14 protein-coding genes are annotated in these 15,442 nt (G+C 51.7%); 9 read left to right on the top strand and 5 right to left on the bottom strand.

Translation table 11 applies throughout. The features are described from left to right. The first annotated feature begins 5 nt into the window (after nucleotides 1-5). From P2W70_RS31010 to P2W70_RS30990, 5 genes are read left to right on the top strand one after another with little or no spacing between them, the layout of a single operon-like run. Entirely contained in the window at nucleotides 6-1,106 is a 1,101-nt protein-coding gene (locus P2W70_RS31010; protein ID WP_276485490.1) for an STM4014 family protein, read from the top strand. Further along, entirely contained in the window at nucleotides 1,100-1,774 is a 675-nt protein-coding gene (locus P2W70_RS31005) for an HAD family hydrolase (RefSeq protein WP_276485489.1), read from the top strand. The genes P2W70_RS31010 and P2W70_RS31005 overlap by 7 nt, the downstream gene beginning before the upstream one ends. Beyond that, entirely contained in the window at nucleotides 1,765-2,574 is an 810-nt protein-coding gene (locus P2W70_RS31000; RefSeq protein WP_276485488.1) for an STM4013/SEN3800 family hydrolase, read from the top strand. Before P2W70_RS31005 ends, P2W70_RS31000 begins: the two co-directional genes overlap by 10 nt. Next, complete coding sequence (locus P2W70_RS30995) at nucleotides 2,574-3,875, top strand: STM4012 family radical SAM protein (protein ID WP_276485487.1); 1,302 nt, start codon at nucleotides 2,574-2,576, stop codon at nucleotides 3,873-3,875. Before P2W70_RS31000 ends, P2W70_RS30995 begins: the two co-directional genes overlap by 1 nt. After that, nucleotides 3,872-4,720 (top strand): STM4011 family radical SAM protein, encoded by an 849-nt coding sequence (locus tag P2W70_RS30990; RefSeq protein ID WP_276485486.1) that lies wholly within the window; start codon nucleotides 3,872-3,874, stop codon nucleotides 4,718-4,720. Before P2W70_RS30995 ends, P2W70_RS30990 begins: the two co-directional genes overlap by 4 nt. 1 nt (nucleotide 4,721) lies before the next feature. On the opposite strand, the gene P2W70_RS30985 is transcribed toward P2W70_RS30990, so the two are convergent. Continuing rightward, nucleotides 4,722-5,402: a DUF2461 domain-containing protein gene (locus tag P2W70_RS30985; RefSeq protein ID WP_276485485.1), complete on the bottom strand. Its 681-nt coding sequence runs from the start codon at nucleotides 5,400-5,402 to the stop codon at nucleotides 4,722-4,724. Nucleotides 5,403-5,506: 104 nt separating this feature from the next. On the opposite strand from P2W70_RS30985, the gene P2W70_RS30980 reads away from it, so the two are divergent. The 4 genes from P2W70_RS30980 to P2W70_RS30965 all read left to right on the top strand — a co-directional run bounded on the left by P2W70_RS30980 (nucleotide 5,507) and on the right by P2W70_RS30965 (nucleotide 8,862). Further along, nucleotides 5,507-6,034: a GNAT family N-acetyltransferase gene (locus P2W70_RS30980; protein WP_276485484.1), complete on the top strand. Its 528-nt coding sequence runs from the start codon at nucleotides 5,507-5,509 to the stop codon at nucleotides 6,032-6,034. A gap of 111 nt (nucleotides 6,035-6,145) precedes the next feature. Next, nucleotides 6,146-6,553 carry a hypothetical protein gene (locus tag P2W70_RS30975; RefSeq protein ID WP_276485483.1) on the top strand — a complete coding sequence of 136 codons (408 nt, stop codon included), beginning with the start codon at nucleotides 6,146-6,148 and terminating at the stop codon, nucleotides 6,551-6,553. Between the two features lie 109 nt (nucleotides 6,554-6,662). Continuing rightward, on the top strand, nucleotides 6,663-7,457 hold the full coding sequence (locus P2W70_RS30970) for a hypothetical protein (RefSeq protein ID WP_276485482.1): 795 nt from the start codon (nucleotides 6,663-6,665) through the stop codon (nucleotides 7,455-7,457). Between the two features lie 160 nt (nucleotides 7,458-7,617). Continuing rightward, nucleotides 7,618-8,862: a nucleoside recognition domain-containing protein gene (locus P2W70_RS30965; protein ID WP_276485481.1), complete on the top strand. Its 1,245-nt coding sequence runs from the start codon at nucleotides 7,618-7,620 to the stop codon at nucleotides 8,860-8,862. An 80-nt stretch (nucleotides 8,863-8,942) separates the two neighbouring features. Here the strand turns inward: P2W70_RS30965 and P2W70_RS30960 are convergent, their stop codons facing one another. The 4 genes from P2W70_RS30960 to P2W70_RS30945 form a co-directional block, all read right to left on the bottom strand. Then, nucleotides 8,943-9,701: a DUF4397 domain-containing protein gene (locus tag P2W70_RS30960; protein ID WP_276485480.1), complete on the bottom strand. Its 759-nt coding sequence runs from the start codon at nucleotides 9,699-9,701 to the stop codon at nucleotides 8,943-8,945. Nucleotides 9,702-9,712: 11 nt separating this feature from the next. Continuing rightward, nucleotides 9,713-11,236 carry a SusD/RagB family nutrient-binding outer membrane lipoprotein gene (locus P2W70_RS30955; RefSeq protein WP_276485479.1) on the bottom strand — a complete coding sequence of 508 codons (1,524 nt, stop codon included), beginning with the start codon at nucleotides 11,234-11,236 and terminating at the stop codon, nucleotides 9,713-9,715. Between the two features lie 18 nt (nucleotides 11,237-11,254). After that, nucleotides 11,255-14,374, bottom strand: a complete 3,120-nt coding sequence (locus tag P2W70_RS30950; RefSeq protein ID WP_276485478.1) for a SusC/RagA family TonB-linked outer membrane protein — start codon at nucleotides 14,372-14,374, stop codon at nucleotides 11,255-11,257. A gap of 140 nt (nucleotides 14,375-14,514) precedes the next feature. Beyond that, the gene (locus P2W70_RS30945; protein WP_276485477.1) at nucleotides 14,515-15,264 is read right to left on the bottom strand and encodes a DeoR/GlpR family DNA-binding transcription regulator; all 750 of its coding nucleotides are present in this window, start codon (nucleotides 15,262-15,264) and stop codon (nucleotides 14,515-14,517) included. Nucleotides 15,265-15,442 lie beyond the last annotated feature (178 nt).

Here is a 15,442-nt window from a genome sequence, read left to right as displayed (position 1 = left end):
ATTCCATGTATTTTGTGGTTATTGGCAATCCGGAAAACAGGCGTGTGACAGCATTCGCCGACGCGGTACGGCACCTGGGTGCCGGCGAGCCGGTAATAGTGTCGTACGAAGGATTGCTTACGGGCAGTACGCCGCTGGCGTTGAAGGCCGATTCTATCGTGCGGATCGAATCGCCTGGAGAGAACGATCTTGTCCGTAAGCTACTGGTGAAGCAGGGCGGGGCTGAGCCCGATACAGATGAACCGTTTGGACACATCGGAAATATGCGGGCCTGGTACCGGGGGTACTGTCAATGCCTGGAACAAATAGAACAGGTGATAGATCGGGCTGGCGCGTCTGTGATGAATACACCGGCCGATATTCAACTGCTATTTGATAAGCCTGCCTGCCAGCAACTACTGGAACTGCGAGGCGTACCAGTTCCTGCCCGGTTATCGCAGATAAAGGGATATAAAGACCTGCTCCTGCACATGGAACAGCAACAGCTGCAACGTGTTTTCCTGAAACCGGCACATGGTTCATCGGCTTCAGGCGTGGTAGCTTTTCGAAAGCTGGGCACCCGCGTACAGGCTATTACTTCGGTGGAACTGGTACGCAATGGAGCGGAGGTATCACTATATAATTCACGCAGGGTGCGTACCTATACGCAGGAAGAAGATATCGCGGCGTTGGTCGACCGGCTGGTAGGGGAGCAGGTTTTTGCAGAGGCCTGGTTGCCCAAAGCGACCTTGCAGCAACGTTATTTTGATGTGCGTGTGCTGGTGATCAATGGCAGGGCCCGGCATATGGTGGTGCGCTCGAGCGCAACGATCATCACCAATCTGCACCTGGGCAACCGGCGGGCCGATCCCCGGGAATGCATCGACCTGATCGGGCAGGAGGCCTGGCACGCGATACAACGTACTGCCGAACAGGCGGCTGCCTGTTTTCCCAACTCCCTGTACCTGGGTGTTGACGTACTGCTGACAGCAGACCATCGCCGCTGTTTCGTATTGGAGGTAAATGCTTTTGGCGATCTGCTGCCCAATCTGTTGCATGAGGGCGATACCTGTTATGAAGCTGAAATAAGATCCGTATTACATCGTATAAACCGTGAACTATGTTGAAAGAGCGTTATGATACTTTAGTGTTTGATCTCGATAACACCCTCGTCGATCGCAATGGTGCCATGCGGCAAACGATCGGCCTGTGGTTGCAGGAGCAGGGCAATGACCGATACAATGATAGTGTGCTGCTCGATGCAGTGATGGAAAAAGATAGCTGGGGTTACCTGGACCGTTTTGCATTTGCCGAGTGGCTGCACGGACAATATGCGGCCAAGACCGATGTTCCGTATAATGCCGATGAATTATTAAACTGGTTGTTTCAACGTATACCTGGTTTTATGAAGCCCACGCCGGAAGTATCCGACTTTCTGCGACTGGCCGCGCAGTCATTCCGCCTGGGACTGGCTACCAACGGCAGCAGTGTTAATCAGCGGAACAAGTTGCGCCTGGCAGAACTGACAGACCTCTTTGCACCGGAAGTCGTCTTTATATCCGGAGAAGTGGGTGTGCCCAAGCCCGATCCTGTTTTCTACCAACGCATGATCGAAAAAGCGCAACTTGATCCCGATCGTACCCTTTTTATCGGTGACCATCCGGAGCATGATATTGCCGGACCCAAAACGGCGGGATTTCATGCCTGCTGGGTGTCGTATAACCGACCCTTTACCGGCAGTATTCAACCCGATCTCATCGTTGCCAAAACCACCGATCTTGCCCAATGGCTGTGAGGTACGATATGAACGAGGTTGCGCGTACCATGAACGTGGTGATGGTTACGCTCGATAGCCTGCGGTACGATGTAGCGCATGAACTCTTTCAACAGGGTCAACTGCCGCAGTTTGCGCAGTACTGCCCCGAAGGATGGACGCGCTGCCATTCGCCCGGCAGTTTTACCTATGCTGCCCACCAGGCATTTTTTGCCGGCTTTTTACCAACGCCGGCGGATCAGCCCAAAGCGGGACGTCTTTTTGCTGCCCAATTTGCCGGCAGCGAAACAACGGGTGACAGCACGTTGGTATTTGAAACGGCCGATATTGTTTCAGGTTTTGCGGGGCTGGGCTTCCGCACCATCTGTATCGGTGGAGTGGGTTTCTTTAACCAGCAAACTGCGCTGGGCAGGGTATTGCCCGGCTTGTTTGAAGAAAGTTATTGGGAACCACGTTTTGGCGTGACCGATCCGGCATCTACGCAACACCAGTTTACATTGGCTGCTGACCTGATGCACGATGGAGGAGAACGACCCTTGTTTCTTTTTATCAACGTATCGGCCATTCATCAGCCCAATTATTGTTACCTGCCTGGTGCTACCGTTGATTCGATGGCATCGCATGGAGCGGCCTTGAAATATATAGATGGCCAGTGGCCACTTTTGTTTGATGCCTGCCGGCAGTCGGGCAGGGATACTTTTTGTATCGTGTGTTCCGACCATGGTACGGCTTATGGCGAAGACGGGTACACGGGGCATCGCGTCGGTCATCCCACGGTGTGGGAAGTGCCGATGGCAACATTTATCATAAAGCATGTGTGATGGTGGACTCATTATTTGAGCGTGTTTTTGACGGCTATGCGTATTCTTATCCGCATAAGCACAGTTATCGGGCTTTGCCACCGCAGTCGCTGGCCAGCTTGTGGTCGGCAGAGCAGAAGGACAGTCTTTTCCTGTATGTGCACCTGCCTTTTTGTGAAATGCGTTGTGGGTTTTGCAATCTCTTTACCATTGCCAATCCGAAGCAGGATATGGTCGATGTATACCTCGATACGCTGGCCGCGGAAGCCGATATGGTCAACGAGGTGGTTGGGCCGGCTGGTTTTGGTCAACTGGCGATCGGTGGGGGCACGCCTACGTTTTTGACGGTGCCGCAACTGGAAAAGCTATTTGGGATCATCCGGAAACTGGGCTGTGATCCTGCCACGATACCTGCCTCTGTAGAGATGTCGCCAGCCACGATCTCGCGTGAGAAGCTGGCCCTGCTGAAGGAGCAGGGGGTAGACAGGGTGAGCATGGGCGTGCAGAGTTTTGTAGAGCGGGAGCTCAAAGCGATGGGGCGTCCGCAAAAGAATCAGGCCGTATATGCGGCACTCGAACTGATACAATCCTTCGATTTTCCGGTATTGAATATCGACCTCATTTACGGAGCATATGGTCAGACGCTCGCTTCCTGGCTGCATTCGGTGCAGGAGGTGATCAGGCTGGGCATAGGCGAGGTGTTTATGTATCCCTTGTATGTACGTCCGCTGACGGGCATCAATAAGCTGGATCAGCCTGTTGAGGACCAGCGTTGGCCTTATTACCAGGCGGCCAAGCAATTGTTGTTATCGGCCGGTTACCAGCAGGTTTCGATGCGTTTGTTTCGAAAAGCGACCAGTGGTAAAATGGGGCCGGTGCGGTCGTATGTATGCCAGGAAGATGGGATGATCGGGTTGGGAGCGGGTGCACGTTCATATACGAAGCAGGTACATTATTCGTCGGAGTATGCTGTCGGGCGGCAACATATCCGGTCTATTATTGAAAAATACATCGATCACCGCGACTTTGGTACCATCGATTACGGCATCGTACTGGAGCCCGAAGAGCAGGAGCGGCGGTATGTGATCAAATCGGTGCTGCATGGCAGCGGACTCGATCTGTCGAGGTTCAGGACCTTATACGGAAAAGCGGCGATGGCTGCTTATCCGCTGCTGCAAAAGCTGGTCGGCCACCAACTGGCAGCGCTGGAAGGTAGCGTGTTAAGGCTGACCAGTACCGGCATCGATTATTCGGATGCGATAGGGCCTGCCCTGTATTCGGAACCTATACGTGAACGGATCAATGGATTTGCCTTACAATGAACCTGTCTATACTATACCGGGGCGACTTATCGGGCTGCAATTATGATTGCCCCTACTGTCCTTTTGCCAAGCGCAAGGACTCCAGGGAGGTGCTGGCCGAAGATGCGCGACAGGTGCAACGCTTTGTGGCATTTGTCACCGCGCAACCTGCTATCCGCTTCAAGCTATTCTTTACGCCATGGGGTGAGGGATTGATCCGTAAGCATTACCAGCAGGCCATGGTGGCGCTGAGCCGGCTGCCACAGGTAGAGCGGGTAGCGATCCAAACCAACCTGTCTTGCCGGCTGGAATGGTTGCAGCAGGCCGATAAAGAAAAGATTGCCTTGTGGACCACTTACCATCCGGGGCAGGTAAGCCGGGAGCGTTTCCTGGATCAATGCCGGCAATTAGATGCTATGGGTATTACCTATAGCGTGGGCGTGGTGGGCTTCAAAGAAACCATTGCAGAGATCGAAGCGTTGCGTACGTTATTGCCCTCCCAAACCTATTTGTGGGTGAATGCCCTGAAGAAAACAGCCGATTATTATACCACGGAAGAAAAGGACCGGCTGATGGCGGTCGATCCCTTCGTGCCGTACAATATGGTGCATCATGCGAGTGCGGGAAAAGCCTGTCGTACCGGGCATACCGTTATTAGCGTGAATGGCGCCGGTGATATGTTCCGTTGTCATTTTGTGAAAGAGAAACTGGGCAACCTGTATGAAGGTGATTTCCGGACGGCCTTATTTCCCCGGCCCTGTACCAATACCACCTGTGGCTGCCATATCGGCTATGTACATCTGGAGGAGCTGGGTTTGTATGATGTATTCCGGGGTCGGGAACTGGAGCGTATCGCCCCCCGTTGAGCTATTCCATCAATCCATTGGCATCTGCTACGAGTACCTCACTCATGTAGTCGAGAAAGGGGCGCATGCTTTTATAAGTTTCGTTGGCCAGTTTGACAAACCCGTTTCCCAATATTTCTTCGTCTGTAAAAGGCCTGATCAGCAGAAACTGTTTGTAACGCAGCAGGTCGATCGCTTCATGGTCGGCTGTAAACCCTTTGGGCGCTGTTTTCACCTGCTCTCCTTTCAGCGCACCGAAGGTGTTGACAAATGATCGCTGTTTCAGGATCTTTCTCAAGGGTGTAGCATCGAAGGCGATGTCTTCCCGGATGCGTTTCATGTCCTGCGGATTGGGACCCCAGAAGCCACCAGCCAGGAAGCTGGCGCCGGGCTCGAGTTGCCAATAATAGCCGCCCCGGCGGAATTTGGTGGCACGTTTGAAGCGGCCTGCCCAATTGGTGCGGTAGGGTGTTTTATCGGTAGAGAAACGCGTGTCGCGGTAAATGCGGAACAGGCTGTCTTTGCCCGAACGCGTTTCTATCTCATCGTGTGTAGTAAGCTGTTGCAACAGGGCTTCCATGACGACGGCGATGGCCTCCTGCTGTGCCAGGAAAGCTTCTTTGTTGACATTGAACCATTCCCGGTTATTGTTTTTCTTCAACGTGCTCAGGAACTTCATGGCCGATACGGGTATAGTGGGCATGTTTCAAATATAAATTCTTTATCAATCAGCCGATTGTTTTAATTTTCAGTAGGCGAAGTGTGTGCAATGAGGGGCAGGTTTTTATAGATTGAAAAACGATGGCCATGAAAAAAGAAGTTATCATCAGGCAGGAAACGACTGCAGATATACCGGCCGTGCAGGCAATGCTTTTCCATGCCTTTGGCGGAGAAAAGGAAGCGAAACTCGTAGATGCCTTGCGTAAGAATCCCGATGTGTTTGTTCCGGAATTGTCGTTGGTTGCGGTCATGGAAGACCAGGTTGTTGGTCATATCTTCTTTTCGAAAGTGAAGATCGTAGACCAGACGGTGCATGAAGTGGTAAGTCTGGCACTGGCACCCATGGCCGTGGCGCCAGGCTTTCAAAAAAATGGCATAGGCCGGCAACTGATGGGTCACGGATTGGCGGCAGCCCGCGATATGGGTTTTCAGTCGGTGATCGTATTGGGCCATGAAAATTATTATCCTCGTTTTGGTTTTGTTCCTACCAGTCGCTGGCATATACATCCTCCCTTCCAGGTGCCGTCCAATGTATACCTGGGTCTCGAACTGGTGGAAGGTGGCCTGCAGCATGTTTCCGGCACGGTACAGTACCCGGCCGAGTTTGAAGTATAGCGGTTGCTGTCATTCATCGTATTTATCCGCATTTGATCTGCCCGCAGGGCCACCCAACGATTCAGGCGCTGGACAGGTTATACCCACCGTTAGTTTTAGGGCAAAAAAAGTATGAAAAACATGTTTAAAGCAATGGCTTTATCAGCCATGGTCAGCCTGTGCCTGGGTGTGCAATCCCTGCAGGCTGCAGGTGCTATGTCGGCTGCCCGCATGGTTGCCCAACAGGAAGGGGTTGTCTACAAGATCTTTCGCAACGGACAGCAGGTAGGGCTTTGTGTGGCCAGGAGTACCGCCGAGCTGGATGGTATTGCTGCCAACCTCGGTCTGGGTAGCTATGTCTTTGTGGGATCGGAAGGTGGCAATGCTTCGGCCGACCGCCGGATCATCGTGTATTCGACCATTTCCCACACGGGCAACAGTGCATCGGCCACCGCCGACCGGCGCATCATCGTGTACCTGTCGGGCCAGGGCGATGGCGCATCAGCTGCTACCGCCGACCGCCGGATCATCTTGTATTGACCACTTTAGCAGGAGCGAGCCAGGACTTGTCGCATTTACCCCTGCAATTCGTTACAGTAGCCCCCTGTCTTCGCTGGCAGGGGGCTTTACCTTTAGGTAAATGCTGCATATGAAAAGTTGTCCCCTCATAAAAGTCATACTCAATTATGTCTTATCAACGCTTGTATTGACGCTTAGCTTGTCAGCCTGCGGGCAGCCCACGACCCGGTGGGAGCCGGATATCATGCCGGCGGACCTGGAAACAGATTATGCGCTCAGCGCGTTGCCGCCACGCTTGCGCGCGGGTGCTTCGGTATACCTGTTCGATGCCAAAAGGGGTTACTATGAGCATAGGAAAGGGACCAACGGCTTCCTCTGTTTTGTATCACGCATCGACTGGGAGTGGGAGCAATACCCGAAAGACCTGGCAACACCGATCAGTTATGATGCAGAAGGTGCGCGAACGATCTTCCCGGTTTATAAAGATGTGGCTGCGATGGGGATTTCGGGGAAGTATACACCGGTGCAGATCAGGGATACCGTAGTGGCACGCATGAAAAGGGGTTATTACAAAGCGCCCGCCAGGCCAGGTGTTTCTTATATGTTGTCGCCTGTCATGCGGGTATATCCGGCCAATCCCGACAACAAAGAGATCGTAACGATGAGTTTTCCGCATACGATGTTCTATGCACCCTATATGACCAATGCCGATATAGGTGGCGCAGGTCCGCATGAACAGGGGCCCATATTGTTGAATGCAGGTCAGTGGATACTCGGTGAAAGAAAAGCCCCTCATGGTTATATCATCATGCCCGAAGGCGAAATGGAGCGGGCAAAGATCCTGGCCGATGGAAAAGACCTGGTGAACAGATTGATCGCCTATAAGCCCTATTTCAGGGTTGCAGCGGACGGCGGGCATCATTGACGAACCCTGTTAACCCAATCATCGACCGGTGCCGACCTTCGACGGATGAAAGGCTTGCCCCACCTTTAGCGGCGTTGTTTTAACAGTCGCCTTTCCACAACTTTACTTTATCTTCAGCGTTTTAAAAGTTAATGTACTTACAAGCTTTTAACCAGCTGCTATGGTATTGAACTATCTGTGGATCTCTTTTTTCCTGATTGCCTTTGTGGTGGCCTTGCTCAAGCTCATTTTCCTGGGCGATACGCAGGTGTTTAAAACAATGATGGATGGTGTGTTCGACTCTGCCAAGGGTGGGGTTGATCTCTCCCTGGGGTTAATTGGTGTGATGAGCCTGTTTCTTGGATTTATGCAAATCGGCGAACGGGCAGGGGCCATCAATGTGTTGTCGCGTATCGTGGGGCCTTTCTTTAACAAACTGTTTCCCGGTGTACCCCGTAATCACCCGGCGATGGGGCATATGATGATGAACTTTTCGGCCAACCTGTTGCAGCTCGACAATGCAGCCACGCCATTTGGCCTCAAAGCCATGGAGAGCCTGCAGGAGTTGAATCCTAAAAAAGATACCGCTTCCGATGCCCAGGTGATGTTTATGGTACTGCATGCTTCGGGGCTTAGTATTATTCCCGTGAGTGTGATTGCCCAGCGGGTGATTGTAGGTTCGAAAAATGCTACCGATATCTTTATTCCCTGTGTGATCTGCACGTTCGTGGCGACCATGGTGGCGATGATCATTGCCGCTTTTAAACAACGTTTCAGCTCCCGGCAATGGGTGGCTATCGCCGCGTTCAGTCTCATCGGTTCGGCTTTGCTGGCTGCCCTGGCGCTGTTTCTTCGTGGATTGACGCCTGGCAATGCTACCATCTTCTCCAATGTACTCAGCACGGGACTCATCATGCTGCTGTTTGTCACCTTTATTCTGGGTGGTATGTACAAGAAGATCGCTGTGTACGATGCGTTCATCGATGGCGCCAAGCAGGGTTTTGAAGTAGCCGTTAAGATCATCCCTTATCTCGTGGGTATGCTGGTGGCGATCTCGGTGCTGCGCAGCAGTGGGGTATTTGATTATATCTTACAAGGGGCTGCCTGGCTGTTTGCCCAGTTGGGATTCAATACTGATTTTGTACCCGCCCTGCCTACGGCACTCATGCGGCCATTTAGTGGTAGCGGTTCCCGCGCGATGATGATCGATGTGATGCGTAATCCGGCCTATGGTCCCGACTCGTTTGTGGGCCGGCTGGCCTGCATGTTCCAGGGTTCGTCGGATACCACTTTCTATGTAGTGGCCTTGTACTTTGGTTCGGTGGGCATCAAACGTACGCGTTATGCCATTCCCGCTTCTTTGCTCGCCGATCTGGCTGGCATCATTACCGCTATCATTGTTGCTTATAACTGGCCCTGGGGGTAGACGCTGAACAATATTGACATAAGAAGCCCCGGTCAACTTCACATTGACCGGGGCTTTTTTATATCTGGTAATAATTGTTGCTAGAACTGATACGTCTGGAACCTCGAAGTGTAGAATCCAAGTTTGGGTGCACGTGTACCGCCCTTGCCTGCTACACCGTACGAGAAGATGGTGTACATTCTGCCGGCTACCGGTGTGATGCTCGCTGTAGCTGTCAGGTTGGTACCCACCATGCGCGCCTGGAAAGCACGCGCACCCGTACCAACATTGACCTGGATGAACTCGGTCGATCCTTTGTAGGCGATGTTGGTAGCGATCATGGTTTGATCGGTAGTGCCATACAGGTCAATAGCTGCATTGGGCATCAGGTTGATCACCCGCACAAAGTATTTACCGGAATCGGCAAACTGTGAAAAGTTCTCTTTGATCAGAAAGATAGAACTGTTGGGCAGTGAGTCGGTAATGAAGGCCGTATAGGTTTGCTGGTCTTCGAGCACGAGTGGTCCTTCAAATACCGGGATCTCTGCGTTCTTGGCGCCTACGGGAATCACCACTTTCAGTTTGTTGTCGCCGGCTGGTACCATGGTATATTCCAGGCTGGGGAAAACCCCCGTACCATAGGTCACATTGGTGGCACCCGTGAGTTTTTCACCATTCAGGTAGAGCTGCAATCCTGCCTGCGCTGCGGTGTCGGGCAGTGGATACGCATTGACCAGCGCATGGACGAATTTTACTTTCGCTTTATTGGTCTTGTCCTCGAAAGAATAAATGGATTTGTATTCCTTTTTACAGGCTACCAGCGTAGCTGCGAGGACGATGAATATGCTGAGTTTTTTCATGTTCATTCATTTTAAGGTTTTGCAAACCACATGGTGTCTGTATGATAGTTGTCTCTGGTAGCGCCGATCTTGTTCAAAGCGTCTACATTGTACAGGTACTCGGTGTTTTGTGGACGGTACCGTTGTACGAGCTTGCCATCATTGGAACTGCTGATCTTGGAAAGTTCCGGAATGACATATCCTTTGAATACGGTCGTATCGTAATTGTACCTCCGGAGATCGGCCCAGGTTTCTTCAAAACCCCATCCCCACAGGGCGATGTATTTCTGACACATGATATCCTTGATGGTCAGGTCCGCATCGGTTTGTGCGACAGCGGCGCTTGCCAGGAAGGTGTTTTTCTTAGCGGCAGTAATGGTATTGGGTCCCAGACTGCTGACGAGGTCGATGCTTTTATCGATACCGTTCTTGTACGCGGTATAGGCTATACCCAGCTGACCGCTTTTAAAGGCAGCCTCGGCTTTGATGAACTGGATCTGCGAATAGGTCATGATCGGGAAATTGACGGTGTCGCGGAACAGGTACCTGCCGGGCCAGGGGGCTGCGAAGCCACCAATGATAGCAGGAATCCTTTTTTTGTTGGTGGCTGCGCTGTTGGGATCGCCACTGGTGGGTACTGCGCCGTTGTAGGTGCTATCCGCACTCAGTTGGATCATATTGATAATACGCGGATCTTCTACCGATACACCTCTGTGGTAGCCTTTCAGCATGTTGACGATCACCGATGATTGTACATAGGAGAGGGACGTGATGTTCGCGCGTTTGGGACCGAGTACAAAAGCATCTGAAGTGGTGGCTGAACCGCCAGTAGTGCCATTGTATTGGATGCGGGCATTATCTACGTTATCGGCCATTGATTTGTCGGCGTATTCGATCACCTTAGCGGGATTGTAAGTCGCTTTATTGGAGAGGTGGTTGGCATTGATGGCCAATACACCGTACACGAATTTTACCCAGCGGTCTTTATTGCCTTTAAAAATGTAGTCACTGGAGCCCAGGATAGTCTTGGCAGATTCCCTGTTGAAATATTCCAATGATTCATTGCAAAGCTTTTCTACTTCTTTGTAGATCTCTTCCTGTGAATCGTAGTCGAAGATGTACCGGTCGGTTTCCCAGGCCTGTTTGAGGATCATGGGACCGAAGTGATCGGTACTCAGCTGCCAGCTCCAGGCACGCAACGCTTTGGCGATGCCGGCATAATACCATTTCTCGTTGAGTACGGCGTCGTTGAGCATCTGATCGATGGCGAGGCCGAGTTTGGTATAGTGCATGGTCCACATTTCCGTACCGGTAGCAGAGCCATGTCCTTCTACGCCATCATTGGCGGCATTGCTGACCCAATATTGAACATATTTACCCGTATACCGTCCATCGAGACCCAGCGCATAACCCATGTACGATTGCATATGGGGCAGCAATGTTTCTGCAGTGGTTTGTTGTGGTGTACGGGGATCTTCGTTTACGTCCAGGTACTTCCGGCAACCTGCGACTGCCAGTAGTGTTATTGCTATATAGAGAAGGCTATGTTTTTTCATATCCGTTTTTTTTGAAAGTTAGAAAGTTACCCGAAGGCCAAAATTGATACCAACCGGAAGGGCCAGTGCACCGTAATCGTAACCCTGTCCACCGAAGCCACCCGCAGAGGCGGTAAGACCGCTTACGTTGGGGTCTACACCCGTGTAGTTGGTGATCATGAATACGTCGGTGCCTGTTACGAATACTGAACCACTTCTAAAGAAGCCTTTCTTGCCCAACAGTCCTGTAAAATTGTACGCCAGGGTCACGTCGCGCAGTCTTACCCAGCTGATGTCTCTTTCAAAATAATCTTCTACGTTATAGATATTGTTGTAGTAACCATTTTGGTAATAGGGGGTTACCGAGATGGTATTGGCAGTAGGGTGAGGGCTGTTTTCCAGACCGTCTTTCAATACGCCCTGGATCACCCGGGGTGTTTCGCGATCGGCTGTTCTTACGCCCAATCCGATATTGTTCAACACCAGTGCATTCGCGTTGAAGATATCTCCACCCTTGCGGATATCGAAGTTCATGCTCAGGGTCCAGTTCTTGTACCGGATATTGTTGATGAAACCAATCTTGAAGTCGGGGTTACGATCACCCAGCAACGATGCGGCAGTATCTCTGTATGGCAGGCCGTTGGTGGGGTTGATCAGGATAGTTCCGTTGTTGCTGCGTTGGAAGGCGGTAGCACCGCTGGCTTCCACACCCAGCGCGCTGATCGAACTGCCCGCGCGGTAGAAGGCCTTTACACCACCAAAGGGTACCATGTCGTAGTCGGAGATGTAGAAGATCGGCAGGTCGGCCGGCATCTTCGTGATCATGTTGACGTTCCTGTCGAAGTTGACTGTCACATCCCAGTTGAAATCTCTCGTTCTGATCGGGTTACCAGTCAGCATGACTTCGATACCGCGGTTGCGGATGGTACCACCATTGAGCCATTTCAGGATGGCACCAGTGGCATAGCTAAGACGGGGTGCGAGGATCTGGCTTTCAGATTCTACATGGTAATAAGCCAGGTCGATACCGAGCCTGTTCTTCAGGAACTTTAATTCTGTACCCACTTCATAGTTGTAGGTGAACTCGGGTGTCAACTGGTCGTTACCGGCGTATACACTTAAGGCAAAGCCACCGCCGGTGGTTTGCACGGGTACGTAGCGGCTGGCTGTTACATAAGGAGAGCGGGCCGTTTTACCGGTTTTACCGGCTGAAAAACGGAGTTTACCGTAGTCGAGCCAGGACATGCCTTTGAACACTTCGAGCTCAGAGAAGTTGAAAGCAAGGCTCGCAGCAGGGTAGAAGAAGAAAGCCGGGTCGGTCCGGTCTTTCAGTGTCGCTTCGGCTGTTACTGGACGTACCAGGGTAGAAGAACCATCATAGCGGGCGGAGAGGGTCGCAAAAAGGATGTCTTTGTACCCTGCCTGTGCCTGACCAAACCAGCCTACGTTACGTACCCGGTTCAGTGTACTCTTGGTACGCATGGTTTCGGGTTTGGTATTGTTGATACTGTTGTAGTCAGGGATGTAAAATTGCTCGCCGCGCATGGCGTTCACTTCATATTCTTTCTGGTCAAAAGCAAAGCCACCTACGAACTGCGTACTGAAATCGCCGAATTGCTTAATGGCAATACCGGTAAACTGGCCGGTGTACAGCAGGTTGGTTTCGGTAAAGGTTTCCAGCACACCGTTGGTGCCGATACCCAGCCTGGATTGCGGGTGTATCATGGAAAAGCCCTTGGTGACGTACTGGTCTACCCCTAGCGTTGATCTCAACGTCAGCCATTTGGTAGGCTTGTAGTTCAGGTTCACGTTACCGATCAGGCGCTGGTTGTCGTCTTCGCTTTTATTTTTGGCAACATCCCAGAACGGATTGTCGATCTCGGTGGTAGAACCTTCGCTGATCTCACGGCGGGAACCGTCTGGGTTCAGGTAGTTCTCGATGTTGTCGTCACTTGGCCAGGTCAATAAACTGATCAGGAAGCCGTATTGCCCCTTGGTAGCTTTGCGGGTCTTCGTTTGCGCATAGTTCAGGGATGACTGAATATCGAACTTGGGCGAAAGGACCACATTGCCGGTAAGGCGGGCAGAAAATCTTCTGTAACCGGTTTGCGGCACGATACCATCCTGATCAACATAGTTGGTTGCAAAACGGAAGGAGTTTTGCTCCGTACCGGATTCTACAGACAGGTTATGCTTTTGTGTAAAGCCGGTTTTGAAGAATCCTCTGATGTTATCATAAATGGGGGCTCCTTCAGCATATTTAGGGCCCAGGAAGGTGCGGACAAGCGGATCGGCTACACCGACGGTACCCCTGCCATAAATCTGTTGAATTTCGGGGAAGCGGGTGATTTTTTCCAGGCGGAAGGCATTGTCATAAGAAGTAGCTGTGCGGCCAGCCTTGGCTTTCCTGGTCGTTATGATGATAGCTCCGGAAGCGCCGGCGTTTCCATACAGCGCCGTTGCTTCGGGGCCTTTCAGTACCGTCAGGCTTTCAATATCGTTGGGGTTGATATCGGACAACCGGTTGGCGTAGTCGTTGTTGCGGTTGGGGCCGTCAGAGACGAGCGCGCCCTGCGCGAAGGTGGAGTTGTCAACCGGCATACCGTCGATCACGAACAAGGGCTGGTTACTACCGTCCATCGATACAGCGCCGCGAAGCATGATCGATACGGAAGCGCCTGGCAGACCGGTGGTGGTGGTGACCGTAACCCCGGCCACGCGACCGGCAAGGGCCGTCAACAGGTTTTCGCGTTGCGATTGGGCCAGGTCATCCCCTTTTACGGTTTGCGTACTGTAGCCCAGTGATTTTTTACTACGGGGAATGCCCAGCGCGGTTACTTCTACCGCATCCATCTGGTTTTTGGCTGCATCGAGGCGAATGGTGATCTCTGCGTTGTCACCGATCACCACCTCTTTGTTGGAGTAGCCTACATAAGAAATGGTGAGCACCTGTCCTTTTTCAGCCGCGATCGTGAAGCGGCCAGCCATGTTGGTCACTACCGATTTTTTGGTAGTCTTGTTTGTGACAGACACGGATGCCAGGGGAGCGTTATCATCCGACAAAACGGTACCTGACACGGTCCTCGTTTGTGCAAATGAAACGGAATAGCCTGGCAAAAGCCAGAGGACTGCCAGAAGCAGCCGGAGGGTGTTTCTCATAAGCCGAGTGTTTAGTTCTTTTTAGTTATAACAGTTTTCGTATAAGCCTTCGTTCAAATGGGCTCGAGGTCTGCTGGTTACAATATGGGCAGTTCAAAGGATATTCAATCAGTGTGGCAGCGGATAGGGGGCAGCTGTTGCTATAGTACTTCAATACCGGCATCGCGGTATGGTTTCAGTAAGGGATCATCGGGTGATAACTCGGTGATCAGGGTATGTATCTTATTGACTTCTGAGATATGAATGGGCTGCAGGGAATTGATCTTTTCTGCGATCGACAGACAAACCACTTTACGGGAAGATTCGATCATGGCTTTCTTCAGATGCACCACGTCCCAGTCGCTGTCGGTGATGCCATCTTTGATGCTGATGGCGTTGACACCGAGGAAACAGACATCGGCGCGGATGCGTTTGATCTGCGCAATCGCCTCACTGCCGATGGTGATCTTGGAATTCTTGGACACCTTGTCGCCAATCAGGATCACTTCAATGGTAGGGTGGTGCATGTATTCCAGCACAGCGGGAATACTGCCGGAGATAAATGTGGCGCGCAATTGGGGTGGGAGCGCCCTCGCCAGCTCGATAATCGTGGTACCACCGGTCGTGATCACAAACATGCCATCTTCTACCAGCGATGCTGCTTTTTGCGCTATTATCTTCTTATGATCGTGCGAATAAACGTTGTTGGAGGGGTAATACACCTGGTTGAAGGAGTGGGACAAAGCACCTCCGTGTACTTTGATGATCTTGCCTTCGTCGGCCAGTTCCTGTAAATCGCGACGGATGGTATCCTCCGATACGCTGATTTCCTGGCTGAGGCTGGAAGACAATACTTTATTGTGCAGGTTCACCTGGTGCAGTATGTAGGCCTGGCGTTCTTTCTTAAGCATTTGTTAGCGGTTACACGCACAAAATAGGGCAATTGCCGCATAAATGCGCATTAAATCAGGATATTATTTGCAGAAAGGGGAGGATTTGGACCGGTGAGGTGCTGTATCCTGCAAACAACAGCTTGTAAATGAAAAGAGGATGCCGGCGCATCCTCTTTTCGATATATCGGTTGGCGGG

This window comes from Paraflavitalea pollutisoli, from assembly GCF_029360705.1.
GTDB lineage: Bacteria > Bacteroidota > Bacteroidia > Chitinophagales > Chitinophagaceae > Paraflavitalea > Paraflavitalea pollutisoli.
Note: the sequence above shows the minus strand (reverse complement) of the source record. Positions and strands in the feature narration are given on the sequence as shown.

Coding starts and splice junctions, on each gene's coding strand:
- P2W70_RS31010 (WP_276485490.1), top strand. CDS start 6: ATGTATTTTGTGGTTATTGGCAATCCGGAAAACAGGCGTGTGACAGCA.
- P2W70_RS31005 (WP_276485489.1), top strand. CDS start 1,100: ATGTTGAAAGAGCGTTATGATACTTTAGTGTTTGATCTCGATAACACC.
- P2W70_RS31000 (WP_276485488.1), top strand. CDS start 1,765: ATGGCTGTGAGGTACGATATGAACGAGGTTGCGCGTACCATGAACGTG.
- P2W70_RS30995 (WP_276485487.1), top strand. CDS start 2,574: ATGGTGGACTCATTATTTGAGCGTGTTTTTGACGGCTATGCGTATTCT.
- P2W70_RS30990 (WP_276485486.1), top strand. CDS start 3,872: ATGAACCTGTCTATACTATACCGGGGCGACTTATCGGGCTGCAATTAT.
- P2W70_RS30985 (WP_276485485.1), bottom strand. CDS start 5,402: ATGCCCACTATACCCGTATCGGCCATGAAGTTCCTGAGCACGTTGAAG.
- P2W70_RS30980 (WP_276485484.1), top strand. CDS start 5,507: ATGAAAAAAGAAGTTATCATCAGGCAGGAAACGACTGCAGATATACCG.
- P2W70_RS30975 (WP_276485483.1), top strand. CDS start 6,146: ATGAAAAACATGTTTAAAGCAATGGCTTTATCAGCCATGGTCAGCCTG.
- P2W70_RS30970 (WP_276485482.1), top strand. CDS start 6,663: ATGAAAAGTTGTCCCCTCATAAAAGTCATACTCAATTATGTCTTATCA.
- P2W70_RS30965 (WP_276485481.1), top strand. CDS start 7,618: ATGGTATTGAACTATCTGTGGATCTCTTTTTTCCTGATTGCCTTTGTG.
- P2W70_RS30960 (WP_276485480.1), bottom strand. CDS start 9,701: ATGAAAAAACTCAGCATATTCATCGTCCTCGCAGCTACGCTGGTAGCC.
- P2W70_RS30955 (WP_276485479.1), bottom strand. CDS start 11,236: ATGAAAAAACATAGCCTTCTCTATATAGCAATAACACTACTGGCAGTC.
- P2W70_RS30950 (WP_276485478.1), bottom strand. CDS start 14,374: ATGAGAAACACCCTCCGGCTGCTTCTGGCAGTCCTCTGGCTTTTGCCA.
- P2W70_RS30945 (WP_276485477.1), bottom strand. CDS start 15,264: ATGCTTAAGAAAGAACGCCAGGCCTACATACTGCACCAGGTGAACCTG.